The sequence below is a fragment of the Agrobacterium sp. a22-2 genome (assembly GCF_012276985.1).
In the GTDB taxonomy this organism is placed as follows: Bacteria; Pseudomonadota; Alphaproteobacteria; order Rhizobiales; family Rhizobiaceae; genus Allorhizobium.
In genome coordinates this window covers 168,381-193,892 of record NZ_JAAXMM010000009.1, presented here as the reverse complement: position 1 = coordinate 193,892, position 25,512 = coordinate 168,381, and the positions used below count along the sequence as shown (strand labels likewise).

The window sequence follows — 25,512 nt, the reverse complement described above, 5'->3', positions numbered from 1 at the left end:
AAATGCCTCGTACGAAATACAAATCGAGGGTTGATGAGACGGCTGGGCTATTGCATTGCAGCCCAGCAGCCAATTCCAAGTTTCTTCAGTGCCTTGCAGGTGTTGACTGCGGTTTTCTGGTTGTCGAAGCCGGCAAATCGCGCCCGGTAGAGCTGATCGGCCCCGTCGCCGTAGGCCACGGTAAAGGGCTTTGCGGACCCCAGGACCTTGCCGCCTTTATCCTGCGCGTTGCGCAGCAGATCCATGGCCATCTTCTGGTCGGGGGAGGCGCCAATCTGAATGATCCAGCCCGATTGCGGAGCGGTCGAAGAGGTGACGGTGCGGTCCACGGCAACGCTCGGAGCGGCAGGCGCCTTCAGGATCTGGGCAGGCGGCGCCTTGGCAACGGACTGTTCGGCCGTCTTTGGCGCCGGGCTTGCCACCACGGCCAGTGCCGATGCGGCCGCATTGGCCGGCGAGGGGGCGGCATAGGCAACTTCGCCATTGCCGTCGTCATAGCGGGTCACGGGCACAGGCCCGTTATTGGGCAGGGCGAACCGCTCCTGCGCAAATGGCGCGTCTGTCACCACGGTTTCGGCAACGGCCACTTCGACGGCGGTGCCCGGATTGCTCGGCAGTGTCGAGCCGTGCTTGGCAATCAGGTTGTTGCGGCCGCCCGAGCGGCTGGCTTTCGGCATGTAGGTAGCGACCAGCTGGCGCATGGTGGCATCACGCTTGGCGCCCGACTGACCGCCGAGAACGACGCCGACGATCGACCGTCCGTCCGCTTCGGCAGAGGTCACCAGATTGAAGCCGGCGGCCCGGGTGTAGCCGGTCTTGATGCCGTCGACGCCGCGCACATTGCCGAGCAGCCGGTTGTGATTGCCGATCACCTGCTTGCCGAACTTGAAGCTGCGGGTCGAGAAGTAGCCGTAATACTGCGGAAAATGCTGGCGCAGGGCGATGCCGAGGCGGGCCTGGTCGCGCGCCGTCGTCATCTGCGCGGTGTTCGGCAGGCCGTTGGCATTGCGATAGGTGGTCTTGGTCATACCGAGAGCCCGCGCCTTGGCGGTCATCTGCTGGGCAAAGCGGGATTCCGATCCGCCGATGAATTCGCCAAGCGCCGTGGCGATGTCGTTGGCCGAACGGGTCACCAGGGCCTGGATGCCCTGTTCGATGGTAACGCTTCCGCCGGCGCGAACGCCGAGCTTCGACGGCGGCTCGGCCGCGGCCTTGGCCGAAACGGGAACCTTGGTGTCGAGGCGGACACGACCGGATTCCAGTGCTTCGAAGACGAGGTAGAGCGTCATCATCTTCGTCAGCGACGCCGGGTAGCGCAACTCGTCGGCGCTCTCATCATAGAGAACCTTGCCGGTCTTGGCATCGACGACAATGCCGGCATAGCGCGCCGCGGCATGGGCGGGCTGCACCATGACGAAACAGGCTGCAATCAGCATCAGGACGATCGCTGCAAATCGAGATCTTTGGGGGGAGGAGCAACCCCGGCGATTTAGACTTGAATTTGTATGTTTCACCACGAAACTCTTTACCCGACATTCGAATTTGAACCAGCCGCCCCCCGACGACGTTGAAAGGGGAGTGTAGGGCGGTAGCGTTACCAAGTGGTTTATGATGAATATTAGGTTTCGCTGTCCGCTCGATTTTTATCGATCGCTGGCGCGGCAAGTGGTGCCTCGCTGATCCGGGATTCGATATGGGAGCGCACCGCAATATCGATGCGGTCCCAATCGGCCAAGAGGGTGCTCGAGAAGCGGTAGAGAACCGACAGATCGCGCCCCACATGGATATCGCGCTGGCAATCGCCGCTCGATGCCGGCGTGCCGGGCTTGGGAAGGATGCAGCGCACCGCATAGTCCGGCAGTCCAAGGCGCGGCGCCGTCAACAGGACTTCGTTCTCATAGCCGGTTTCGCCGCGCAGGTGATGCAGCGTCAGGCCGTGCGGGCCTTTTTCCGGCGGTCCGGTAAAGAGTTGCGAATAGATCGGCCCGACTCGGCCCGACATGTCGCGCGACATCGTGCTTTGCGAAATCTGCAGGAAGAGCAGGGAGCCGGACAGCGAGACATCGTCGAAGCGGCGGCGATACTCCTTATGGTAGCCGGTCATTTCCGGCCAGAGGAAGTGCAGGTCCACCCGTTGCGCCACGCCATCATGCCGCTGGCCTTCGAATCGGATCGTGTTGGCCGATAGCCGCAGGCGATCCTGGCCGATGGTCACCTCGTGTATGTCTGTGCTGTCGCTGTGTCCGGCCAGCGACAGGCGCTCGCCGAACCAGTGGCCGGCGACGCTGATGCCGGCTGACAGCAGTGCCAGCACGCCGATCACGATAGCCGTGCCGAACAGGAAACGGTTGGAAACCAGCGGAGACTCGTCCGCGGAAATGGCTGATGAAATGCGATTGTCCATGGCAAGGCCCCGCGCCTGGGCGCAATCGACGGCATCCATCAATAACGCCGGCCATTCCGGCCGAATCCGTGGAGAGTCGATCACGCGAATTCAAAAATTGATGCAATATGGTTAATCGGCGGTAAACGTGAGCGCCTTGGCTTGCGCGACGATTGCGCTGCGAAAGCGGGCGGCGGCTATCTGGTTGCTACGGCCGAAAAAGGGAGAGCCGGTCCCGCGGGGAGCGGGACCGGCTCTTGGCTCCGGTCGGGGACGGGTATGCGGGGGGGACTGACCGGGCCAATGGCAAAATTGGCTGTCGTCTGCTCGGATTACTGCGACTTGACACTGCCGACGGCCGTGGCGCGGCCGTCCTGGAGCTTGACCCAACGCCCCGGATCATCCGAGGACTGGCGCTTGAGATAGGTATATTCCGTATCCGACCACAGCAGCACCTTGTTGCGCATGTTGTCGAGAATGAAGTCGCCGTGATCCGTCCTGACGGTCAGCACCGCATGGCCTTCGCCGTTGGGCTGCAGCACTACGGTCAGCAGCAGGTCGGATGGCTCGAAGCCCTGCTCGATCAGCAGCTTGCGCTTTTGCAGGGCGAAATCCTCGCAGTCGCCGACGCTGCTTGGATAGTCCCAGCGCTCCTCGACGCCGTAGATCTCCTGGTCGGTCAGCGGTTGGACTGCCGCGTTGACGGTGTAATTGACATCCAGCAATTCCTTCCAGCGCGCTTCGGTGAGCGGCGCCGGGCCTGGATCCGATTGCTTGGCTCGGCACTCGTCACCGTATGTCTTGCAGAATTCGTAGTGGCCGATCGGTGGATTGGCCTTGCCGGCCAGCCGCATGTTGGCGGGCAGGGCGGATGCCGGCAGCGTCATGGCGCCGGTGATGATGGCAGTCAGGAGGGAAAGTCCCAAAGTCTTCTTGTTTGTCATTTCTTGTCTCCCCGTGATGAGGAGACAATGGCACCGACAATTTTATCGCTCGCAAAATATCGTGGTAAAATACAGTATTAAATCAAGTAAAAACTAGAAGTTATAAGAATAAATAGAGAATAAAATTCGAGTTGTATTTGTCGGACATTTGACGAAAATTTTCGGAAAATTTGAACGATCGGGCCGGCCAGCGGTGTCGATTTCAGCGTTAAAATACTGAAAAATATAAATATAACTTCGAAAATTCAAAACAGGAAAACAGACACCGGCAGGCCCGAAAGATCCCCGATCTATCCGTACGGCGCGCCACGAACGCGGTCCCGTTAGGGCAATGCTTCGATTCTATTCAAATTGCAGGGAAATAGGTTATCAAAATGAGACGAAAAAGTTTGGCCCATAGCCAAGGATTCGTGCGGCTGGCCAGGCGAAAATGTCCCGAGCCGGTTCATTTTGGGGCGATGGGCTTCGGTCATGCGGCCGGGTGCTGCGGAAAAGGCCGACGGAACGGTCTCTTCCCGGGCGCAGGGCGCAGGCGAGCTGAAACGGAAATGCTGAAACAGGGCCGCAAAAGGCCCGGACTGCGCTGCTCAGAGAAATTCTGTCAGGGCTTCGCGCGATTGCAAGGTGGTGAACTCGATGGCGACGCCTTCGAGAAAATGGCGGATGACGCGGCCGCGCATACTGCCGAGGCGAACCGCCGTGCCGATGGCCGGGCGGAAATCGATATCGACCGCTGCCCCCGACAAGGACAGGTCCATCAGCCGGCAGGGATAGCGCCGGCCGTCGTCGAGCGTCAGCTCGGTCAGGGTCTGGCGGGGTGTCAGGCGGTCGTGGCGGCGGTCTTCGGGCAGGCCGAGTTCGTGCTTGTTGGCAATCCAGGTCAATTGCGCCGCAAGTTTCTCGCGCTTGCGTTCGGTGGCGACGAGCGACATGACGAAGCCGTCTTCCGTCAGCTTGAGCACCGTGCCTTCAAGCCGGCCGAGATGGTCGATATAAGCGATGATCCGTTCATGGGTGCGCGGTCGCCCGGCACAGGCAAGTCGCGCATCGCCCGGCGACATGTCGACGACGGAGCAGACATACTCGTCCTGGTTGGCAAGCATCAGGCGCCCCTGCAGATTGACAGTCACGCGCTGAAAGGCCCGCTGAGTGGCGGGGGGCGTAGTTTTACTGTTCTGCGTTGCCTGAAACGAATACATACAATAACTTCTTGCGTCGTTGCGCCATGGTTAAAGTCTTACTCCCAAGGCGTTAACAGAAGGTTTGGGAGAGTATTCGGATTTCGTGTGCAACTGCCGCTTCTCGTTGCAATTAAGGTTAACAAAGCCTTTCGATTGCCCCGGCCGGCGGCATGTGGCATTGGCAGGTCAAGACTTCACGACATCGTGTTGTCCAGCACAAGACTTTCGGGCACGGGATATATCCTGCGGGGGCCCTGAAGCCGTCCGGATCAAACCGGGCGGCTTTTTTTTCGATCGGCCGTGCGCTATGGCTGACGGCGCCGTCCGCCACGAAAGAGATGCAGTCCATGAATGCCATACCCGAGCCGCCGGAAGGCGAAGACCGACCGGTCAACGACGAGCCGCCAAGGCGGCCGGATCGGGAGCCCGTCTTCAATCTGCCGACCGGTATCCTCGTGTCGCTGCTGCTGCTGGCCGGCATTTATGCCGCCCAATCGCTGCTGTTTGACGCCGCGACCGAGGAATGGTTCGTCACGACGCTCGGCTTTTCGCCGGTGCGTTACGTCTATCCGCTGTCCGAACAGGGATTTGAGTGGCTCTGGACACCGGTAACCTATTCCCTGCTGCATGGCGGAATCGAGCATCTGGTGTTCAACAGCTTGTGGCTGGCGGCTTTTGGTACCCCGGTCTATCGGCGCATCGGTGCCACGCGATTCGTTCTGTTCTGGATCGCCTCGTCGGCCGCTGGCGCCTTGCTGCATGCGCTCGTCAACTGGGGCCAGCCAACCCTGATGATCGGCGCCTCGGCCGTCGTTTCGGCCTTGATGGGGGCGGCCTGCCGCTTCGCCTTTGCGGGTGGACGGCAGATCCGCCGGCATGACATGGGATTTCAAGTGCGCCGGCTTTCCGTCTTTGAGGCGCTTGGCGATCGCACGATCCAGGTCTTTGTCGGCGCTTGGCTGTTCGGCAATATAGCGATTGCAGTCGGTGTGCCGCTGTTCGGCGATCTGTCGCAGGCGGTTGCCTGGGATGCCCATATCGGCGGCTTCGTCTTCGGCTTCCTGCTGTTTGCCCTGTTCGACCGCCCGGCAAGGTCCTTCACACCTTAAAGCCTGCGTCCGGCGGCATGCGACTTCGTATTGCATTCCTTTCTAAATAAGGGCACCATTTCGGGATCGGACCAGCGACGCGGGAGGGGCGGCGGTGGTTTGGCCGCATGATCCATGCGGCGGCCTTTTGAAGGAGGATAAGATGTCGGCTACAGTCAGGAGCATACTTCAGGAAAAAGGGCGCGACGTCGTGACCGTCGGTCCGAATATCACGCTCGCGGAAGCAGCGCGCATTCTGCAGGAAAACCGTATCGGCGCCGTCGTCGTGGTGGGAATGGAGGGCCGCATCGTCGGCATCTTCACCGAACGCGACGTGGTAACCGCGATCGGGCGGGGCGGTCAGGACAGTCTTTCACAACCGGTCTCGACCATGATGACCGCCAATGTCTATCGCTGTGCGGAAGAGGCGACCGTCAACGAACTGATGGAAGTCATGAGCGCCCGGCGCTTCCGCCACGTGCCGGTCGAGAGCGGTGGTAAGCTGTGCGGTATCATCTCCATCGGCGACGTGGTGAAATCCCGTATCCGCGAGATCGAATTGGAAGCCGAGCAGATCAAGGCCTATATCGCCGGCTGATAGGGGCCGGCCGCAGGGTGTCTGCGGCCGGTTTTTTTGGATTTTTGGCAATGGCGAAGGAATAAGAGTCCGCGTCGCGGCTCAACGCATGTAGGCGTCCTGCATGCGGCGTAGCTCGGCGATTTTCGCCTTTGCCTCGTCATAGCCGCGATCGATCGCTTCGCCGGCCCGGTGGAATTCCGACAGGCCGATATCGTTGATGCGCGGATGCAGGGCCAGATCCGGCGGGTCGCCGGCCAGCCGCGCCCGCGAGATCCGGTCCTGGATGATGTTGAAGGCCTGCACCATCACGCCGGTCATGCCGAGCCGCCCTTGCGAACGCGGTGCTTCATCGACAATTCCCAGATCGCTCGCCTTGTGTTTGACGACGGCCGAGCGCCCATAAAGGTCGTAATGCAGGTTGACGGCCATCACCAGCGGCTGCTCGTAGGAGCGGCAGACGGAGACCGGCACCGGATTGACCAGGGCGCCGTCGACCAGGGTGCGGTTGTTGCAGCGCACCGGCTCGAAGATGCCGGGCAGGGCATAGGAGGCGCGCAGCGCCGTGACCAGGTTGCCGCCGTCGATCCACACTTCGTGGCCGCTGTGCAGTTCGGAGGCCACCGCCACGAACGGGCGCGGCAGATCCTCGATGTTCAAGCCTTCCAGATGTTCCTGCATGCGCTTGGTCAGCCGCATGCCGCCCAGAAGGCCGCCGCCGCCGATCGTCAGATCCAGTAGCGAGGCAATGCGGCGCATGGTGAGCGAGCGGGCGAAGACTTCCAGTTCGTCGAGCTTGCCGGCCAGGTAGCAGCCGCCGACCAGTGCGCCGATCGACGTGCCGGCGATCATGCCGACCTCGACGCCTTCCTCATCCAGCGCACGCAGCACGCCGATATGGGCCCAGCCACGGGCAGCGCCGCCGCCCAGTGCAAGTGCGATCTTGGTCTTCAGCGGAGGTGTCGGAAGCTGTTCAGGAGGAAGAGTGGTTTTCAGCGGCGTTTCGCCCTTGGGTGCCGTCGGCACCGCAGCAGCATGACCCTTCAAACTCCAGTTCAGCATATTGCACACCCTCTTGGCTGAACGACTCCCAGTGCAGCATCAAAGCACCAGATGTTTACGAATTCGTTTAGCGCCTGCCGGGTGTCGTCCAACAAATGAGCAGATGCTTATTTTTTATCGTCGCCCGGATAGACGACATCCGGATCGAAATGCCGGTGATTGTCGGTTATTTCAAGGCGGGCCTCGCCGCCGTCGACCGTAACGCGCCGATAGAAGCAGGAACGCCGCCCGGTATGGCAGGTGGCATCGTGGCCGGCGACCGAAACCTTCAGCCAGATGGCGTCCTGATCGCAATCCGTCCGGATTTCCGTCACCGTCTGCAGATTGCCGGAGGTCTCGCCTTTTTTCCAGATCTTTGCGCGCGAGCGGCTGAAATAGTGGGCGATGCCGGTCTCAAGCGTCAGCGACAGCGCCTCGGCATTCATATGGGCGACCATCAGCAATTCGCCGTCGCGGCTGTCGGTGACGACAGCCGTCAGCAATCCGTTGGCGTCGAATTTCGGCGTGAACGCGCCTGCGGCTTCCAGCGCATGGCTGTCGGCAGGCGGGGCTTGGAAGGTGATGGCCATGCGAAGGGGTTCCGGACGTGAGGGCGACCGTTTACCGGCCGCGGACCATGGACATGAAGCGGACCTGCTCGGTGGCATTGTCCTTGAAGATGCCGGTGAACGTCGTCGTCAACGTCGTCGATCCGGACTTCTGGACGCCGCGCATCGCCATGCACATATGTTCGGCCTCGATGAATACGGCGACGCCACGCGGTGCAAGGCTTTCGTCGATCGCCAGGGCAATTTGCGCCGTCATCGCTTCTTGGGTCTGCAGGCGCCGGCCGAAGACCTCGACGATACGGGCGATCTTCGACAGGCCGAGGACGCGACCGTCCGGCAGATAGCCGATATGGGCCTTGCCGATCACCGGCAGCATGTGATGCTCGCAATGGGAAAAGAACGGAATATCGCGCACCAGCACCATGTCGTCATAGCCGGCCACTTCTTCGAACGTCGTGCCGAGAACGTCCTCGATATCGGCGCCATAGCCGGCAAACAGTTCCTCATAGGCCTTGGCGACCCGCTTCGGTGTGTCGAGCAGGCCTTCGCGCTCCGGATCGTCGCCGGCCCAGCGCAACAGAACCCGCACGGCGGCCTCGGCCTCCTCGCGGCTCGGCTTTGTGGTGTCTTGCTGCAATTTCTTCACAATGGCATCCATGCCCTTGGCCTCCAGGTCAGCGACCTTAGAACGTGTCTGTTTGGCGTTTCCAGCCTGTAAATGCGCAACTCGGCTCATCTTGGCAAGCCCAATCCTTCTTGAGGGTGCATCAAACGCTCATGGACACCGTTGATCTCTTTGAACCGCGGCACCACTTATTCTATAATACGTTCTCTTATATAGATCGGTTTTGCGGCCTGTGAAGAAAGGATGGCGCGACACAGTGTTGCGCCGGCGACGACAATCGCCTCGACCGGCAACGACCTGACATGACCCTTGGAGTGTCTTTTGACCATGGACGACATCTACAACAGCAGAATTCTGGAGTTTGCCGGCAATATCGAGCGCACTGGGGTTCTTGATGACGCCGATGCGGTGGCCGAGAAGCACTCGAAACTCTGCGGTTCGCGGGTCAAGGTGTTCGTCAAGATGGACGGTGAGCGCGTTTCCGATTTCTCCCATGTGGTGAAAGCCTGCGCGCTCGGCCAGGCATCGTCTTCGGTCATGGCCCGCCATGTCATCGGCGCCACCGCCGCCGAGATCCGCCAGGCGCGGGAAGACATGCTGGCCATGCTGAAATCCGATGGCGAGGGACCGTCCGGCCGCTTTGAGGATATGCGCTACCTGAAGCCCGTCAAGGACTACAAGGCCCGCCATGCTTCCACCATGCTGACCTTCGATGCCGTGGTCGACTGTCTCGACCAGATCGGCGCCAGGAATGTTGTTGTCGCCGAGGTCGGATGAAGCAAGAAAGCACCCCCAAGGCCGCAACGGGCCTTGCGAAAGCCAGTGTGGCCTGAATGTGCAACTCCCACGACCATGATGCGGAAAAGCCGGTACCCAAAGGCCGCAATTATGCCGGCCCCTTTCGCAAGACGCCGGACCGCCTGCTCGGCATGGGCCTCATCCGCCTCTACCAGCTGACGTTGTCCGGCTTCATCGGCAATTCCTGCCGCCACATGCCGACCTGTTCCGAATATGGCTATGAGGCGGTGGCGCGCCATGGGCTCTGGGCGGGCGGTTTTCTGACCCTGTTCCGGGTCGGGCGCTGCGGGCCGGGCGGCACCTGGGGCTATGACCCGGTGCCTGAGACGCTGGAGGCGCGCTATCGCTGGTGGACGCCGTGGCGCTATTTTTCGCTCGGCCTGCACCGGTCCGATATCGAGCGATAGATCAGGCGACGCTTGCTCACTCGACAGCCTTTACTCTGTCGGCTTTTGCCAGTATCACGCGGCGCGTTAGCAGCCGGTTCGAACCGGCCATTTTTACCACCCGCATTGGTTGGCGGGACTGGATAAGGAGAGACCCATGTCAGAAGCCATTTCCCTTACATTTCCCGACGGTTCTGTCCGCGTTTACGACGCCGGCACGACCGGGCGCGATGTCGCCGAATCGATCTCGAAGTCGCTTGCCAAGAAGGCCGTGGCGATTGCGCTCGATGGTCAACTGCGCGACCTGTCCGATCCGGTGACCTCCGGCAAGCTCGAAATCGTCACGCGCACCGACGACCGCGCGCTGGAACTGATCCGCCACGACGCCGCCCATGTGATGGCGGAAGCCGTGCAGGAACTGTGGCCCGGCACCCAGGTGACGATCGGCCCTGTCATCGAAAATGGCTTCTATTACGACTTTGCCAAGAACGAGCCGTTCACGCCGGACGATCTGCCGAAGATCGAAAAGCGCATGAAGGAGATCATCCAGCGCAACAAGCCCTTCACCAAGGAGATCTGGCCGCGCAACAAGGCGCGCGAGGTCTTTGCGGCCAAGGGTGAGGCCTACAAGGTCGAGCTGGTCGATGCCATTCCCGAAGACCAGGATCTGAAGATCTATTATCAGGGCGACTGGTTCGACCTCTGCCGCGGGCCGCATATGGCGTCCACCGGCCAGATCGGCATGGCCTTCAAGCTGATGAAGGTGGCTGGCGCTTACTGGCGCGGCGACAGCAACAATGCGATGCTGACCCGCATCTATGGCACGGCCTTTGCCGAGCAGGAACAGCTCGACAATTACCTGCATCTGCTGGCCGAGGCCGAAAAGCGCGACCACCGCAAGCTCGGCCGCGAAATGGACCTGTTCCATTTCCAGGAAGAAGGCCCGGGCGTCGTCTTCTGGCACGGCAAGGGCTGGCGCATTTTCCAGACGCTGGTTGCCTATATGCGCCGCCGCTTGGCCGGCACCTATCAGGAGGTCAACGCGCCGCAGGTGCTCGACAAGTCGCTGTGGGAAACCTCCGGTCACTGGGGCTGGTACCGCGACAACATGTTCAAGGTGACGGTTGCCGGTGACGAGACCGACGACGAGCGCGTCTTTGCCCTGAAGCCGATGAATTGCCCCGGCCACGTGCAGATCTTCAAGCATGGCCTGAAGTCCTATCGCGAGCTGCCGGTCCGCCTGGCCGAGTTCGGCAATGTGCATCGCTACGAGCCCTCGGGCGCGCTGCATGGCCTGATGCGGGTGCGCGGCTTCACGCAGGACGACGCCCATGTCTTCTGCACCGAAGAGCAGATGGCGGCCGAATGCCTGCGCATCAATGACCTGATCCTGTCGGTCTACGAGGATTTCGGATTCCAGGAAGTGGTCGTCAAGTTGTCGACGCGCCCCGACAAGCGCGTCGGCTCCGACGAGCTCTGGGATCGCGCCGAAGGCGTGATGCTGGAGGTATTGAAGACCATCGAGGAGCAGTCCGGCGGGCGCATCAAGACCGGCATCCTGCCGGGCGAGGGCGCTTTCTACGGTCCGAAGTTCGAATATACCCTGAAGGATGCCATCGGCCGCGAATGGCAGTGTGGCACGACTCAGGTCGACTTCAACCTGCCGGAGCGCTTCGGCGCCTTCTATATCGACCAGAACTCGGAAAAGACCCAGCCGGTGATGATCCACCGCGCCATCTGCGGCTCGATGGAGCGTTTTCTCGGCATCCTGATCGAGAACTTTGCCGGCCATATGCCGCTTTGGGTGGCGCCCCTGCAGGTCGTGGTGGCGACGATCACCTCCGAGGCCGACGACTATGGCCGCGAAGTCGCCGAAGCTTTGCGCGAGGCCGGCCTCCAGGTCGAGACCGACTTCCGCAACGAGAAGATCAATTACAAGGTCCGCGAGCATTCGGTCACCAAGGTTCCGGTGATCATCGTCTGCGGTAAGCGCGAGGCCGAGGAGCGGACGGTCAATATCCGCCGTCTCGGGTCGCAGGACCAGACGCTGATGTCGCTGGATGCCGCCGTGGCCAGCCTGTCGGACGAGGCAACGCCGCCGGATCTGAAGCGCAAGGCCGCCAAAAAGGCCGCCGCCCGCGCCTGACCTTCCACCATTGACAGGGCCTGCCAAACAGGCCCTGTCAACAATCCGTCACATCCGTGTCATGTCTCTGCTATAGCGCTCCGGGGGAGAATGCCGGATTGCCGGAGGAAGATCATGCGTTTCAAAGAGCTTTCCTATGCCAACGAGCGGGATCCCCGCCTGAAGCGCTGGTTCATCCGCTCCATCGAGGGCCTGTCCGGCCGCGATCGTTATGTGCGGCTCTACGATATCTGGCGCAACGACATCGTCGGCAAGACGGATCGCATTTTCGGCAAGATGCTCGACCTGATCGATATTCGCCTCGACCTGCAGGGCCAATGGCCGCCGGCCAATCTGCCGGATGGTCCGCTGGTGATCATCGCCAACCATCCGTTCGGCATCGGCGACGGCATTGCCGTTCTGGCCATGGCGGAAGAGCTTGGTCGCCCGTTCCGCGTGCTGATCAATAACGAACTTCTGAAAGTGCCGGAAATCCTGCCCTATTCGCTGCCGGTATCCTTCGAGGAGACCAAGGAGGCGCTGGCCGTCAATATGCAAACCCGCCATGAAGCGGTGCGGCTGCTGAAGGAAGGCGTGACCGTCATCGTCTTTCCGGCCGGCGGCGTGGCGACGGCGAAGAAGGGTTTCGGCCGTGCCCAGGACCTGCCGTGGAAGATCTTTCCGGCAAAACTCATCCAGGCCGCCAAGGCCAATGTCATTCCGGTCTATTTTGAAGGCCAGAACGGCGCGCTGTTTCACATCGCCAGCAAGCTGTCGATGACGCTGCGGATCTCGCTGCTGATCCGCGAATTCCGCCGGCTGTCCGGCAGCACGATTACCGCGCGGATCGGCGGCGTTATCGCGTGGGAAGAAATGTCCGAACAGTCGGACCGCAAGGCGCTGCTCGCCACCCTCTACGAGCGGGTGTTTTGCATGGCGCCGGTGCGCCGTCGGCTCAGACTGCGCCTGGTGAGCTAAGGTTGGCTGTCACGGATTGAGCAGCAACTCGACATCGCTGTTGCGACCGGCGGTCACCGTAAACTCCTGCTGGTAGATCTTGTCCTTGTTGCGGGCGATGGCGGTATAGCCGCCTTCGGCCAGCACCATGGTCGGAAAGGCACTGACGCTTTCCGCAACGATATCGCCCGCCGAGGTCAGAACCGACCAGGCCGTGTCGGCGATGGCTTCGCCGCCATGTTCGGACACCAGCTTCAGATTGATCTGCGAGGCGCGATGCTGGATGGTCGCTTCGGTCAGCTTGCCGGCCTCGACCTTGATGTCGGCGCGCACCACGGCATTGACGTCGCCATATTCGGACACGATGTGATAGGTGCCCGAATTGAGCCTGACGATCGTATTCGCCTTGACGTCGTCCATGACCAGGCCGCGTTCGCCATCGTCGAGGACTTCCGAGGAGTAGATCTTGAATTTCAGGTTGGTCGGCGGAATGCGCGTGTCAGGGCCCGATACGGCATTCAGAACCATGCCGCCGGCGTCCAGCACCATCACCTGCTTGTCGAGCGTGCCGTCCTTGTGGATCGACAGCTTTTTGGTGGCGCCGGCCCGGCCGAACGAGACGTTGACGAAATAGTCGCCGGGCACCAGCTGGAAATCGGCCGTTCCGCCTTCGGCGCTCGCCAAAAGCGGCAGCTTACCGTCGGCGGAAGGAATAGGACTGAACACGCGCCAGGACAGGCCCTGCTGCATGGGCTCGCCGTCGCTGGTCAGTCGTGCCTCGAACGTAATGCTCTGGCCCTGTGGTGCAGCGGCTGCCCCCGGCAAGCTCGGGGAAAACGCATTGAGCTTGGGCATCTTCGTCGTGCTGTCGAGCTGCTTGAAGGTCTTGAAGGCATCCTGGCCATTCGCATGAACGACAGGCGCCAACGCAGCCGTGAGGGCTAGCACTAGGCGCGCAGCGAAAGGTATGACTGTCATTGAATGTGCAACCGGTTGACTTCCTCAGCAATGCTAGCAACTTCAACCGCAATGCGGTGGCAATTTCAAGACAATTGATTCACAGCGAACGTCCCAATAGCCTCGAAAGCACAGAAACATGAATGTTAATCGCGAACTTGTCGAATTCCTGAAGATCCGCCGCTCCATGCCGGCCTTCCAGATGTGCGAACCAGGTCCGTCCCGGACGGAAATCGAGGATATGCTGCGGCTTGCGGTCCGGGTCCCGGACCACGGAAAACTGGCACCCTGGCGCTTCATCGTCTATCGCGGCGCCGAGCGGGTGAAGATCGGTGAACAGCTGCTGGCCATGGCGCTCGTCAAAAAGCCCGATCTAAGCGACGAGATGATCGAGGTCGAGCGGACGCGGTTCACCCGGGCTCCGGTCGTCATTGCCGTGGTCAGCACCGCCGCCTCCCACGCCAAGATTCCCGAATGGGAACAGATGATGTCGGCCGGTGCCGTTTGCCTCAACCTGCTGATGGCGGCCAATGCCCATGGCTATTTCTCCAATTGGCTGACCGAATGGTTTGCCTATGACCGTGATGCCCATCCCTTGCTCGGCATCGCCGAAAGCGAAAAGGTCGCCGGCTTCATCCATATCGGCTCCAGCACCTTCCCCGTGGTCGAGCGGCCGCGTCCGGCCATCGAAGACGTCACCAGCTGGGTCGGTGGTGACGACTGATGTTCTACGACACCGACGGCAATCATCACGGCCTGGCGCACGATCCCTTCAAGGCGATCGTAGCACCTCGGCCGATCGGCTGGATCGGCTCGAAGGGCAGGGACGGTTCGATCAACCTCTCCCCCTATTCCTTCTTCAATGCCGTCAGCGATCGGCCGAAGATCGTCATGTTCTCCTCCAGCGGCCGCAAGGATTCGCTGCGCAATGTCGAGGAGACCGGCTGCTTCACCACGAGTTTCGCCGGCTACGATCTGGCAGCCCAGATCAACGCGTCCTCGGTGGCTGTGCCCTATGGAGTCGATGAATTTGCCTTGGCTGGCCTGACGGCGATCCAGGGGCAATTGGTCGATGCGCCCTATGTCGGCGAGGCGCTGGCAGCGCTGGAATGCCGGGTGACGGAAATCCATCAGCTGAAAACGCTCACGGGCGACAAGGCCGAGGCCTATGCGGTGTTCGGCCAGGTGGTCGGCATCCATATCCAGGAAAAGGCCATCCGCGACGGCCGGTTCGCAGCAGACCTCAACCGCCCGCTGGCAAGGCTCGGCTACATGGATTTCGGCGATGTCAGCGAGACCTTTGAACTGCTAAGGCCGGTGCGGCCCGGTTTCAGCCGCTAGCAGCCGCTGTTGCGGAACGCCGCATTGATCGCCTCGATCTGATCGGTACTGCTTCCGACGAGGGCCGCAAATCCCTCGTCGCGTGCCGTCTTGCAAGTTTCCGCCAGCCGGTCGCCGCTCAGGTGCGGATCGAGCCAGTTGAAGCAGCCGAGCCGTGCTGATGTCGCGGCAAGCTGCAACAGCCCGCGGGCAACGGTGATCGCGTTTGGAAGCGCCGTGCCGGGGTTCGGCGCGGGGAGACGCAGGGCGCGCGCCAGCCGTCCAGCATGGAAGCCAAGTGCGGCAAGCCGTGCTGATGTCTCGGCATGTCCTTGCTGCGCCGCCAGCACGCCGGCCGGATTGTCACCGCATAGCGCCAGAATGGCGGTCGTTCCAGCAGCCCTGCCAAGTCGGGCCTCGGCAACGGACAGCATCACGTCGAGTCGCTGGATATCGGCGCCAACCGTAATGCCGCAGAGAATCACCCCGGCCGGGCTAAACGTCATCAGGGCAGCAACCTCTGCCGCCATCACTTCGCTGTCGGCATGGTTTTTCGTGGCGAAGAATAGCAAGGGTCGGTCCGGCCGCGCCAAATCATCCGCAAGATCAATCCGCGGCATGGTGGCACCCTGCGCCGTCAGATCGACCACCAGCCCATCCGCTTGGCTCGAATATGCGTTGGCCAGGCGTGTCTCATCACAGACCGGTACGGCCAGCAAAGAGCGGACGACGCGCCCCGCAATCACGATGGCTTCATGCGGTGAGGGGGCATTGTCATGGTTAATCAACATGGTGAACCAATCATAAACTTTTTATCGGTAGCGTGAAGTCGTGGCCACTTGGTCATAGCGTCGCCTCTTTGCACCGGTTGGGACTGAAAGTGATAGTACAGGCTTTTCTTCGTTGGGCGGAAACGGCAAAGACGGTCGAGCGTGCGAAAGCGGCCAATGCGCTGGGGCGGGCTTACCTGACATCGGCGATGGCAGACGACGAACGCCGCGCCGCCTATGTGGCAATGACCTATCTGCTCGATGATCCGTCGCCGCGCGTTCGCCTGGCTCTGGCCGAAGCGCTGGCCGATTCGGCCGCAGCACCGCGTCCGCTTCTGGTGTCGCTCGCCCAGGACCAGACGGAAATCGCCTGCGCCGTCATCCTGCGCTCGCCGGTTCTGACCGATTCGGATCTGGTCGATCTGGCCGGCCGCGGCGATGTCTGCGCCCGCTCGCTGATTGCCGCCCGCCGCGGCCTGTCACGCGCCGTGGCCGCCGCTCTTGCCGAAATCGGCGATGTGCCGGAGCTTGCCGTGTTGCTTGAGAATGAAAGCGCCGCCATATCCCGATTTTCCCTGAAGCGGATCGCCGAACGGCTTGGCAATGACGACAGCATCCGCGGCGCCCTGATCGAGCGCGACGATCTGCCGGCCGACGCCCGCCATCTCCTTGTGCAGCATGTGACTGCGGCCCTGTCCGGATCCCGTCTCGTCCAGGCCGCGATCGGCAGCCGTCGCATCGAGCGCGTCACCCGCGAGGCCGATGCCGCGGCAACGGCGGTCATCGTCGGCAATGTGCCTTACGCGGACATTCCCGCGCTGGTCGACCATCTGCGCCTGGCCGGGCGGCTCACACCTGCCTTCCTGATGCGCATCCTGTGTCTCGGCAAGGCGGATTTCTTTGCCTGCGCGGTCACGTCCCTGTCGGGTCTCGACGAGCGTCGCGTCCGCTCAATCCTCGCCACGGGCCGCCAGCATGCCGTTCGCGCGCTGATCGAATCGGCGGCCCTCGATCGCGCCATCAGCCCCATTTTCGTCGAGGCCGTCTTGCTGTGGCGCCAGGCGGTTCAGTCTGCCGTCGACGTGGAACTGGAGAGCATTTCGGCGCGCCTTCTGGAGCGATGCCGTCGAATCGAGCAGAGTACCGCCGTGACCGGACTTCTCGACCTGGTCGAGGCCCTGGAAATGGACGAGCAACGCCGCAAGGCGCGCGATTATGCCAGTGGCCTGGCCTTGGCCGCCGCTTGAGGCGGCAACCGCTTTTCAAGCGATATTATTGCGTCAGTTTCTTGGCGACCCAGGAATAGCTGTCGGCGATGACATGCACGGGTGTCTCAAACACCATGCGGATATCGGACCGACCGGGCAGCGCCTCGCGGATGCGCGCCACGGCCCTGGCCGCGAATGTCCGCTTGGTCTCTTCCGGGATCGGCGCTTCGGGCACCGGCGATACGGGGGCGGCCAGATCCGGAGCGGGTTCGACGGGCTTCGGCGCGCCCGCAACCTGCGGACCGTCCTTGGCATCGGGAGGCTGGCACACCGCCACGACCATCGGATAATTGACATTGGAATACCGCTCCAGCACCTTTTCGGATGCCGCGTCGCAGAGTTCGACGGACACGTAGTGCTGCTCGGGTTTGGCGATGAAATGGCACTGGCTGACGCTGTCGTCACAGCCGAGAATGGTCATCATGATCAGGGCGGTATTCATCGGGCCTGCTTTCGCAACGAGGATCGGGCAACTCCCGTTATGCCGAACAATCGAGCAGCACCAAGGCGAAAATCCTTTCGATTCGGTCCTTCCCGCAACAACGTCCACAATATCGCAATTGGCCGCCCCTTCGAGGCTGGAGACGACCGACGTGCCCTTGCACTGTCCGCAGGCACGACGATCCTGTCGGCTACGGCCGGTTTAAAACCCGAAAGGCGTAGAACTGGGTTTTCTGACTGGCGTTGAAATTGTTGTCGGAGGCGAGGATCAGCAGGTCCGTGCCGTCTGAACCCTTGGCAAAGGTCAGCGCCTCGATATTGTCGGGAACCAGTCCGACGGCGCGCAGATCCAGCAATTCGCTCTTGCGCAGCGGCACGACCCGTTTGTCGGCGGCGGCAAGCGACGGGATGGACGAGACGTCTGTCGCGCCCTCGAGATCCGTCATGAACAGTTTGATCGAACTGCCGAAATCCTCCGCAAAGCCGCGCTCGACGGCCAGCAGGCGATGATCGTCGAGTGCCAGCAGTTCCGGCAGACCGTTGTCGTTCCAGCCGTTTTCCTTGGCCGGAGCCTGGGGAATAGGCGACACGGGATAGACATATTGTGCCGTCGGCTCACCGGATTTCGGGTTGTAACGGATGACGCGGGCAAGACTGCCGGACACCAGGGTCGCCGCCGGCCCATCCTGATAGAGAGCCGCTTCCAGCGCCACCAGCAAGTCGCCCGAGGGCAGCAGCGTCATGCTCTCGAATGCATTGTTGTTGCGGATGCCGCTGGTCTTGTCTGCGGTCGGCGCAAAGCCGTCCGGCAGTTTGAACTCGCGCAGGAAGGTGCCATCCCGCCCGGCCAGGTGCACGAAGGGGGCGATGCCGGCCTTCGCGTCGCCTTCGCTGGACCAGTACAGGCCTTCGGAACCTATGCGTACCGACTCCGGGTCCACCGTCTTGGCGGCAAAGGCCTCGCCGTTTCGGTCCTTGAGCGTGACCGTTTTGGCGACGGTGACGCCCTTGATGCCGCTGGCATCCGCATCGATGGCCAGCTCATAGAAGCGGGCGGGGCCTTTTTCCGAACGATCGTCGCAGATCGCGATATACCGGCCGGTCGAGGCGTCGAAATCGAGGCCCGAAATGCCGCCGAACTCGATCCCGTCGACCATCTCGCCGGTCGGGATCGAGAATTCGCCGAGATAGGCAAGCGCCATGCCCGCCTGGCAGTCACCGAACGGGCAGGGCAGGTCGAAGCTTTTCCCGGTCTCCAGCGCGCCGGCCGGAGCCACGGCGATGATCAGGCAAAGGGCAGTGGCGGAAAGCGACAATCTCAACATGGCTCTCTCTCAAATGGTGTGACGACAACGGCGAGGCGATCGGTCGGCGTGACCGCGCCGAACCGTTGCCATATCGCCATTCGTGCCCCTTTTTCTTGTCGGCGGTATTACCGTTCCTTGTCGATTCGGTGACAACCGACCGTTCCGGATGGCTTTGGGTGGCGCCAACCGTGGAGGCGAATACGGCCGATAAGCGGCGATTGCTCTCAAATTGTCGGCCGGGTCTTGGCCTGCCGACGGAAATATGAGAGGAAACGACAAGTTTGTTGATAGAGCGCCGGCGCACGCATGTCGTCCATGCGGCAAGGCCAAAGCGCAGAAAGTCCGATAGTCATGCTGAGGCGGTTTTTTGCCTATTATCGCCCTTATCGAGGGCTTTTCATTCTCGATTTTTCCTGCGCCATCATCTCAGGATTGCTGGAACTCGGCTTTCCCATGGCCGTGAAGGTCTTTGTCGATGACCTGCTGCCAGGCGGCGAATGGGCGGTGATCGTCACAGCCTCGATCTGTCTCTTGGCGATCTACGCCATCAACACGGGCCTGATGGCGACGGTCACCTATTGGGGCCACATGCTCGGCATCAATATCGAGACCGACATGCGCCGCCTGGCCTTCAGCCATGTGCAGAAACTGTCGTTTCGCTATTTCGACAATGAGAAGACAGGCCATCTGGTCGGCAGGCTGACCAAGGACCTGGAAGAGATCGGCGAGGTCGCCCATCACGGACCGGAAGACCTGTTCATCGCCATCATGACCTTCATCGGCGCCTTCCTGCTGATGCTGTCGATCAATTGGCAGCTGGCCGTGCTGACGGCCATCGTCGTGCCGCTGACGGCCTGGGTCACCAGCCGCTACGGCAGCCGCATGACCGCCAATTTTCGGGCGCTCTACGGTCGCGTCGGCGATTTCAACGCCCGCATCGAGGAAAATGTCGGTGGCATCCGCGTCGTCCAGGCCTTTGCCAACGAGGACCACGAACGCTCGCTGTTCGAGACCGACAACCAGAACTACCGACTGACCAAGCTCGCCGCCTATCGCATCATGGCCGCCAGCACCTCGCTCAGCTACATGAGCATGCGGCTGATCCAGATGATCGTGATGATCGCCGGCGCCTATTTCGTCCTGTCGGGCGAATTGACCAATGGCGGCTTCGTCAGCTTCCTTCTGCTGGTCGGCGTCTTTTTCCGGCCGGTCGAAAAGATCAATTCGGTGATCGAGACCTATCCCAAGGGCATTGCCGGCTTCCGCCGCTTTACCGAGTTGATGGACACCGCCCCCGATATCGCCGATGCCGCCGACGCTATCGCGGCGCCGGCGCTCAAGGGTGATATTGCCTATCGCGATGTCAGCTTTGGTTATAGCGAGGGCAAGCCGGTGCTGCGCCATATCGATCTGGAGATCCGCGCTGGCGAGACGGTGGCTTTTGTCGGTCCCTCCGGGGCCGGCAAGACGACGCTCTGTTCGCTGCTGCCGCGCTTTTATGATGTTCTGGGCGGCGCCATCACGGTCGACGGCATCGATATTCGCCGGATGACGCTCGCCTCGCTGCGCAGCCAGATCGGCATCGTCCAGCAGGACGTCTTCCTGTTCGGTGGCACGGTGCGCGAGAATATCGCCTATGGCAAGCTCGGAGCCAGCGACGCGGATGTGATGCAGGCGGCTCGCCGCGCCAAGCTTGACGGCGTCATCGCCGCCATGCCGGAAGGCCTCGATACGGTCATCGGTGAGCGCGGCGTCAAACTGTCCGGCGGCCAGAAGCAGAGGCTGGCAATCGCCCGCATGTTCCTGAAAAACCCGCCGATCCTGATCCTCGACGAGGCGACCTCGGCGCTCGACACGGAAACCGAGCGCGCCATTCAGCAATCGCTGGGCGAGCTTGCCAAGGGCCGTACGACACTGATCATCGCCCATCGCCTGGCCACCATCCGCGACGCCGCGCGGATCGTCGTGGTCGACGAGACCGGCATTGCCGAAGTCGGCGCCCATCGGGAGTTGATTGCCGCCAAGGGCCCCTATAGCCGGCTCTATGACGCCCAGTTTGGCATCCAGGCGGCAGAATAGGCGGTGGTGTTCGGCTTGGCCGGGCGCCGTCCGGTCAGGCGGACGACACTTTCTTGGCGGCCGGTGGCTCGTCCGGTATCGGTGGTGGTGCGGCAACCGGCTCCGTCACATCGGAAAGTTCGATTTCCCGCATCCATTCGCGCCAGATCGCCACGATCAGCGCCATCAGGACGGGGCCGATGAACAGGCCGAGGAAGCCCATGGTCTTGACGCCGCCGACGAGCCCGAAAAAGGTCGGCAGGAACGGCAGCTTGATCGGTCCACCGACCAGACGCGGCCTCACCGTCTTGTCGACGATGAACAGTTCGACCGTGCCCCAGATGAATAGGCTGAATCCGGCGATATAGGATCCCCGCGCCAGCAGATAGCCGCTGACAAGGATGAAGGAGAGGGGAGCGCCACCCGGTACCAGCGCCAGGACGCCGGTCAGGACACCCAGCGTCACGGGCGATGGCACGCCGGCCAGCCAATAGGCGATTCCGAGAACGAAGCCCTCGCCGATCGCGATCAGCGTCATGCCGGTCACGGTCGAACTGATGGTCGCCGGCACCACCCGCGACATTCGTTCCCACCGCAAGGGCAGGATGCGCTCGCCGAGAAGGTCGAGCTGCCGGGCAAACGACGCACCGTCGCGATAGACGAAGAACAGGGCAATCAGCATGAACAGCATGGTGAGCAGCAGATGGAAGGCCCCGTCACCCGCCGCAATCACCGCCCGGTAGATATTGCCGATATTGGCGCCGCTGACCAGCTGCACAAGCTCGCCGATAGCCCCCGGCGAGCCGATGTGCCGGTCCCATTGTTCGCCCAACCATATCCCGACGCGCGGCAGCGCCACGATCCAGTCCGGCGGCGGCGATCCGGATCGGTTGGCCTCGATCGCCCAGCCGATCAGTACACGCAATTCGCCGACGGTATAGGTCGCCGCGATGCCGATCGGCACGACCAGGAAGGCCAGGATCAGCAGGATCGCAAGCGTTGCGCCGATGGTTTTATTGCCGCCGACATTGGCCAGCAGCTTGCGATAGAGCGGCCAGCTGGCAAAGGCGATGACCAGGGCCGCCAGAACCGGCACGATGAAACCGTGAAAGAAGTAGATCGCGGCAACGGCGATCAGAAACATCAGCCAGCGTGCGGCGGAAATCGGCGTGACGAGCGCCGTCCGGCTCGGAGTTACCGGCCCCAGCCAGCGCGGCATGTCCTGGGGACTGCGATCCTCTTTTTTTCGCACGATGAATACTTCCTGTTTGCACAGCCAAGACTATGAACGATTTCGCGGATGCAACGCAAGCGCCGGCTATCGAGACCCTGAGATAGTATCCTCGGGCTGCCAGCGCAATTCCAATCTGGAAACCGACGCGGCTATCTTCATCCTGTCATATTCGGCGCAAAGCAGACAAATCGAGCGCTGGAGCGTAACAGAACCATCCCAGCGCACCGGCCGTTTCGTCAGATATCGAGGTTTTCGGCAAAGGCCGCCCGGTCCTGGATGAAGCGGAAGCGGGCGTCGGGCTTGGTGCCCATCAGCGCATCCACGGCGTCGCGCGTGCCTTCGAAATCGACATCGTCGATCGCCACCCTGAGCAGCATGCGCTTGCCCGGATCCATGGTGGTTTCTTTCAGCTGCGCCGGCATCATTTCGCCAAGGCCTTTGAAGCGGCCGATCTCGACCTTCTTGCCCTTGAACATGGTCTCCATCAGCTCGGCGCGGTGGATGTCGTCGCGGGCATAGGCGGTCTTGGCGCCCTGGCGGATGACATAGAGCGGCGGCACGGCCAGATAGAGATGGTTGCCGCGGATCAGCTCCGGCATTTCCTGATAGAAGAAGGTGATCAAAAGCGAGGCGATATGGGCGCCGTCGACATCGGCATCGGTCATGATGATGATGCGCTCGTAGCGCAGGTCCTCGTCGCGATATTTCGACCGCGTACCGCAGCCCAGCGCCTGGATCAGGTCGCCGATCTGCTGGTTGGCCGTCAGCTTGTCGCGACCGGCACTCGCCACGTTGAGGATCTTGCCGCGCAGCGGCAGGATGGCCTGGTTCGAGCGGTTGCGTGCCTGCTTGGCCGAGCCGCCGGCCGAATCGCCTTCGACGATGAACAGTTCGGCGCCCTCGGCGGTGTTCTGCGAGCAGTCGGCCAGCTTGCCGGGCAGGCGCAGCTTGCGCACCGCCGACTTGCGGTTGACTTCCTTCTCTTTGCGCCGGCGCAGCCGCTCCTCGGCGCGCTCGATCACCCATTCGAGCAGCTTGGCCGCTTCGTTCGGGTTGTCGGCGAGATAATGGTCAAATGGGTCGCGCAGCGCGTTTTCGACAAGACGCTGCGCCTCGACGGTCGCCAGCTTGTCCTTGGTCTGGCCGACGAATTCCGGCTCGCGGATGAACACCGACAGCATACCGACCGCCGAAATCATCACATCGTCGGTGGTGATCTCCCGGGCGCGCTTGTTCTGCGTCAGTTCGGCATAGTTCTTCAGGCCCTTGGTCAGGGCGATGCGCAGGCCCGCCTCATGGGTGCCGCCTTCAGGCGTCGGAATGGTGTTGCAATAGGAATGCAGCTGCGGATCGCCGCCATACCAGGTGACCGCCCATTCCATGGCGCCATGCCCGCCGCTCTTGTCCGTCCGGCCGGCAAAGATCTCGCGGGTGACGGTAAAGTCCTTGCCGAGCGTGGCCGCCAGATAATCCTTCAGGCCGCCTGGAAAATGGAAGACGGCCTTTTCCGGAATGTCGCCACCCTCCGGCACCATGCCCGGATCGCAGGACCAGCGGATCTCGACGCCGCCGAAGAGATAGGCCTTGGAACGTGCCATGCGAAAAATCCGGCCCGGATCGAATTTCGCATGGTCGCCGAAAATCTGCGGATCGGGATGGAAGCGAACCCGCGTGCCGCGGCGATTGTGGACTTCGCCCAGCTCCTCCAGCCCGCCGACCGGCACGCCGCGCGAAAAGGTCTGGCGGTAGAGCTTGCGATTGCGGGCCACTTCCACTTCGAGGAGGTCGGACAGCGCGTTGACCACCGACACGCCGACGCCATGCAGGCCGCCTGACGTCTCGTAGGCCTTGCCGTCAAACTTGCCGCCGGCATGCAGCTTGGTCATGATCACTTCGAGCGTCGACTTGCCCGGCACCTGCGGATGCAGTTCCACCGGAATGCCGCGGCCATTGTCGGTAACGGTCAGGAAGCCTTGCGTGTCGAGGTGAACGTCGATGAAATTGGCATGGCCCGCCACGGCTTCGTCCATCGAATTGTCGATGACTTCGGCAAACAGGTGATGCAGCGCCTTTTCGTCCGTGCCGCCGATATACATGCCGGGACGCATGCGCACCGGCTCGAGGCCTTCCAGCACCCGGATCGACGAGGCGCCGTATTCGCTCTCGCTGCTGGTCTGCGCCACGCGCGGCTTTTCGACCGGAGCGGCTGGCGCTTTCGGGGCAGGGGTGGTCGTTTCCGGCTTGGGGGCAAGCGGCAGGCCGGCAAAGAGATCGCTGTCATCGTTCATGGCGTCGTTCAATAATCTGTTCCATCTGGCAGCACGAGGGCCGGAATGCCGTGCGCAACTCTCGCCGCATGTCCGTGTCAGTCTTGCGAATCGGCTGGATTTTGCCAGAAAGGCGGCGCGTGCGCGACTTTGCCGGCAGGGCCCGCATGCTTTTGGGAGAGCATTGCGTTTCTCCGGTTCTAAAGGCAAGGCTGACGCCCAAGGGAGACACCGTTGTCATGCAGATGTCCACAGCTCATTTCCGCATTGCGGCAGGTTTTTTGGCCTGGCTATCACTGGCAGGCTTTGTTGCCGCCGACAGCCTGGTCCTGAAGCCCTTCAAGGACGAGCTGTTCTCCCGGCAGACCGTGCTGGAAAGCCGGGACGGTGGCGATTTCGAAGTGATCGATTACGATGAAATGCGCGATATTAACGGTCGCGACCAGATCCCCGAGCGCCGCGTCAAACAGGCCTATGTCGCGCTGGGCGCCCGCCGCTCCCAGGTCAACGAGGTGCTCGATTTCGGCGCGCGCAAGCTGGAGGTGGCCCGTGTCGGCGCGGCCAAGGGCGGCCGCTTCACGGTGATCTTCGTTCACGGCCGCGGCGGCGACCGGCGGCTTGGCGTCAACGATTTTTCCTTCGGCGGCAATTTCAACCGGCTGAAGAACCTCGCCGTCGACAACCAGGGCATCTATTACGCGCCGAGCGTCACCTCCTTCGACAGCAACGGCGTGGCCGATATCGCAGCGCTGATCGCCTATAGCGCGGCGCAGTCGCCTGGCCGGCCGGTGGTGCTGGCCTGTGCCTCGATGGGCAGCAGCATCTGCTGGGATATCGCCCGCAACCCCGCGGCGTCGTCCGTCTTGACCGGGATGGCCATCCTCGGAGGCGCAACGGACCCGGATTTTGCCAGGAGTGCTGCGTTTAAACGCAAATTGCCGATCTATTTTACCCATGGCAGCGCCGACAGCGTCTATGCCGCGCCCACGCAAATCGCGCTTTACGACAGCCTGCACGCCAAGGGATACCCCGTGCGCTTCACCCTGTTCCAGACCGGATCGCATGGCACGCCGGTGCGCATGACGGACTGGCGAAAGATCCTTAACTGGTTGATAGGGCAGGGCTGAAAGGACTCGCATTTGCTGTTTTATTCTGACGCAAAAGGCGATTCCGCCTCGATTTTCACCATATCTGCCGATTTAACAGCCAAAACGCG

24 protein-coding genes are annotated in these 25,512 nt (G+C 61.9%); 11 read left to right on the top strand and 13 right to left on the bottom strand.

Annotation, left to right across the window (positions count from 1 at the left end):
• Positions 1 to 47: 47 nt before the first annotated feature.
• The 4 genes from HFC70_RS15745 to HFC70_RS15730 all read right to left on the bottom strand — a co-directional run bounded on the left by HFC70_RS15745 (position 48) and on the right by HFC70_RS15730 (position 4,526).
• Positions 48 to 1,436 (bottom strand): D-alanyl-D-alanine carboxypeptidase, encoded by a 1,389-nt coding sequence (locus HFC70_RS15745; RefSeq protein ID WP_210259285.1) that lies wholly within the window; start codon positions 1,434 to 1,436, stop codon positions 48 to 50.
• A gap of 182 nt (positions 1,437 to 1,618) precedes the next feature.
• Positions 1,619 to 2,443 carry a hypothetical protein gene (locus HFC70_RS15740; RefSeq protein ID WP_246735809.1) on the bottom strand — a complete coding sequence of 275 codons (825 nt, stop codon included), beginning with the start codon at positions 2,441 to 2,443 and terminating at the stop codon, positions 1,619 to 1,621.
• 272 nt (positions 2,444 to 2,715) lie between these two features.
• Positions 2,716 to 3,270 (bottom strand): transglutaminase-like cysteine peptidase, encoded by a 555-nt coding sequence (locus HFC70_RS15735; protein WP_246735819.1) that lies wholly within the window; start codon positions 3,268 to 3,270, stop codon positions 2,716 to 2,718.
• Between the two features lie 644 nt (positions 3,271 to 3,914).
• Positions 3,915 to 4,526, bottom strand: a complete 612-nt coding sequence (locus HFC70_RS15730) for a PilZ domain-containing protein (protein ID WP_168474214.1) — start codon at positions 4,524 to 4,526, stop codon at positions 3,915 to 3,917.
• Between the two features lie 329 nt (positions 4,527 to 4,855).
• Here HFC70_RS15730 and HFC70_RS15725 point away from each other — a divergent pair, with 329 nt between their 5' ends.
• Together HFC70_RS15725 and HFC70_RS15720 are read left to right on the top strand one after the other, a co-directional pair.
• Positions 4,856 to 5,617: a rhomboid family intramembrane serine protease gene (locus HFC70_RS15725; protein ID WP_168474213.1), complete on the top strand. Its 762-nt coding sequence runs from the start codon at positions 4,856 to 4,858 to the stop codon at positions 5,615 to 5,617.
• Between the two features lie 142 nt (positions 5,618 to 5,759).
• The gene (locus HFC70_RS15720; protein WP_168474212.1) at positions 5,760 to 6,194 is read left to right on the top strand and encodes a CBS domain-containing protein; all 435 of its coding nucleotides are present in this window, start codon (positions 5,760 to 5,762) and stop codon (positions 6,192 to 6,194) included.
• An 81-nt stretch (positions 6,195 to 6,275) separates the two neighbouring features.
• On the opposite strand, the gene HFC70_RS15715 is transcribed toward HFC70_RS15720, so the two are convergent.
• The 3 genes from HFC70_RS15715 to folE all read right to left on the bottom strand — a co-directional run bounded on the left by HFC70_RS15715 (position 6,276) and on the right by folE (position 8,441).
• On the bottom strand, positions 6,276 to 7,235 hold the full coding sequence (locus HFC70_RS15715) for a patatin-like phospholipase family protein (protein WP_168474211.1): 960 nt from the start codon (positions 7,233 to 7,235) through the stop codon (positions 6,276 to 6,278).
• 107 nt (positions 7,236 to 7,342) lie between these two features.
• Entirely contained in the window at positions 7,343 to 7,804 is a 462-nt protein-coding gene (gene hisI / locus HFC70_RS15710; RefSeq protein WP_168474210.1) for a phosphoribosyl-AMP cyclohydrolase, read from the bottom strand.
• A 31-nt stretch (positions 7,805 to 7,835) separates the two neighbouring features.
• Positions 7,836 to 8,441 (bottom strand): GTP cyclohydrolase I FolE, encoded by a 606-nt coding sequence (gene folE, locus HFC70_RS15705; protein WP_168474209.1) that lies wholly within the window; start codon positions 8,439 to 8,441, stop codon positions 7,836 to 7,838.
• A gap of 294 nt (positions 8,442 to 8,735) precedes the next feature.
• Here folE and HFC70_RS15700 point away from each other — a divergent pair, with 294 nt between their 5' ends.
• The 4 genes from HFC70_RS15700 (at position 8,736) to HFC70_RS15685 (ending at position 12,695) form a co-directional block, all read left to right on the top strand.
• Positions 8,736 to 9,185: an iron-sulfur cluster assembly scaffold protein gene (locus tag HFC70_RS15700; protein WP_168474208.1), complete on the top strand. Its 450-nt coding sequence runs from the start codon at positions 8,736 to 8,738 to the stop codon at positions 9,183 to 9,185.
• Positions 9,186 to 9,241: 56 nt separating this feature from the next.
• The gene (gene yidD, locus HFC70_RS15695) at positions 9,242 to 9,613 is read left to right on the top strand and encodes a membrane protein insertion efficiency factor YidD (protein WP_168474207.1); all 372 of its coding nucleotides are present in this window, start codon (positions 9,242 to 9,244) and stop codon (positions 9,611 to 9,613) included.
• 136 nt (positions 9,614 to 9,749) lie between these two features.
• Positions 9,750 to 11,738 carry a threonine--tRNA ligase gene (gene thrS / locus HFC70_RS15690; RefSeq protein ID WP_168474206.1) on the top strand — a complete coding sequence of 663 codons (1,989 nt, stop codon included), beginning with the start codon at positions 9,750 to 9,752 and terminating at the stop codon, positions 11,736 to 11,738.
• Between the two features lie 114 nt (positions 11,739 to 11,852).
• Positions 11,853 to 12,695, top strand: a complete 843-nt coding sequence (locus tag HFC70_RS15685; RefSeq protein ID WP_168474205.1) for a lysophospholipid acyltransferase family protein — start codon at positions 11,853 to 11,855, stop codon at positions 12,693 to 12,695.
• A 9-nt stretch (positions 12,696 to 12,704) separates the two neighbouring features.
• Here the strand turns inward: HFC70_RS15685 and HFC70_RS15680 are convergent, their stop codons facing one another.
• Positions 12,705 to 13,652 carry a hypothetical protein gene (locus tag HFC70_RS15680; RefSeq protein ID WP_168474204.1) on the bottom strand — a complete coding sequence of 316 codons (948 nt, stop codon included), beginning with the start codon at positions 13,650 to 13,652 and terminating at the stop codon, positions 12,705 to 12,707.
• 118 nt (positions 13,653 to 13,770) lie between these two features.
• Here HFC70_RS15680 and HFC70_RS15675 point away from each other — a divergent pair, with 118 nt between their 5' ends.
• Both HFC70_RS15675 and HFC70_RS15670 read left to right on the top strand, forming a co-directional pair.
• Positions 13,771 to 14,355, top strand: a complete 585-nt coding sequence (locus HFC70_RS15675) for a nitroreductase (protein ID WP_168474203.1) — start codon at positions 13,771 to 13,773, stop codon at positions 14,353 to 14,355.
• A complete protein-coding gene (locus tag HFC70_RS15670) occupies positions 14,355 to 14,972 on the top strand; it encodes a flavin reductase family protein (protein WP_168474202.1) in 618 nt (205 codons plus the stop codon). Before HFC70_RS15675 ends, HFC70_RS15670 begins: the two co-directional genes overlap by 1 nt.
• Here the strand turns inward: HFC70_RS15670 and HFC70_RS15665 are convergent.
• Positions 14,969 to 15,742 carry a hypothetical protein gene (locus tag HFC70_RS15665; RefSeq protein WP_168474201.1) on the bottom strand — a complete coding sequence of 258 codons (774 nt, stop codon included), beginning with the start codon at positions 15,740 to 15,742 and terminating at the stop codon, positions 14,969 to 14,971. The genes HFC70_RS15670 and HFC70_RS15665 overlap by 4 nt on opposite strands.
• Before the next feature lie 89 nt (positions 15,743 to 15,831).
• On the opposite strand from HFC70_RS15665, the gene HFC70_RS15660 reads away from it, so the two are divergent.
• Entirely contained in the window at positions 15,832 to 16,968 is a 1,137-nt protein-coding gene (locus HFC70_RS15660; protein WP_168474200.1) for a DUF2336 domain-containing protein, read from the top strand.
• 25 nt (positions 16,969 to 16,993) lie between these two features.
• Here the strand turns inward: HFC70_RS15660 and HFC70_RS15655 are convergent, their stop codons facing one another.
• Positions 16,994 to 17,431: a hypothetical protein gene (locus tag HFC70_RS15655; RefSeq protein ID WP_168474199.1), complete on the bottom strand. Its 438-nt coding sequence runs from the start codon at positions 17,429 to 17,431 to the stop codon at positions 16,994 to 16,996.
• 190 nt (positions 17,432 to 17,621) lie between these two features.
• The gene (locus tag HFC70_RS15650; protein WP_168474198.1) at positions 17,622 to 18,755 is read right to left on the bottom strand and encodes an esterase-like activity of phytase family protein; all 1,134 of its coding nucleotides are present in this window, start codon (positions 18,753 to 18,755) and stop codon (positions 17,622 to 17,624) included.
• Between the two features lie 333 nt (positions 18,756 to 19,088).
• On the opposite strand from HFC70_RS15650, the gene HFC70_RS15645 reads away from it, so the two are divergent.
• Positions 19,089 to 20,816 (top strand): ABC transporter ATP-binding protein, encoded by a 1,728-nt coding sequence (locus HFC70_RS15645; protein WP_168474197.1) that lies wholly within the window; start codon positions 19,089 to 19,091, stop codon positions 20,814 to 20,816.
• A gap of 34 nt (positions 20,817 to 20,850) precedes the next feature.
• Here HFC70_RS15645 and HFC70_RS15640 read toward each other — a convergent pair whose 3' ends face one another.
• Complete coding sequence (locus HFC70_RS15640) at positions 20,851 to 22,014, bottom strand: AI-2E family transporter (protein ID WP_168474301.1); 1,164 nt, start codon at positions 22,012 to 22,014, stop codon at positions 20,851 to 20,853.
• Between the two features lie 251 nt (positions 22,015 to 22,265).
• Positions 22,266 to 24,317, bottom strand: a complete 2,052-nt coding sequence (gene parE, locus HFC70_RS15635) for a DNA topoisomerase IV subunit B (protein ID WP_168474196.1) — start codon at positions 24,315 to 24,317, stop codon at positions 22,266 to 22,268.
• A 218-nt stretch (positions 24,318 to 24,535) separates the two neighbouring features.
• Between parE and HFC70_RS15630 the strand changes: the two genes are divergently transcribed.
• A complete protein-coding gene (locus HFC70_RS15630; protein WP_168474195.1) occupies positions 24,536 to 25,423 on the top strand; it encodes an alpha/beta hydrolase in 888 nt (295 codons plus the stop codon).
• Positions 25,424 to 25,512 lie beyond the last annotated feature (89 nt).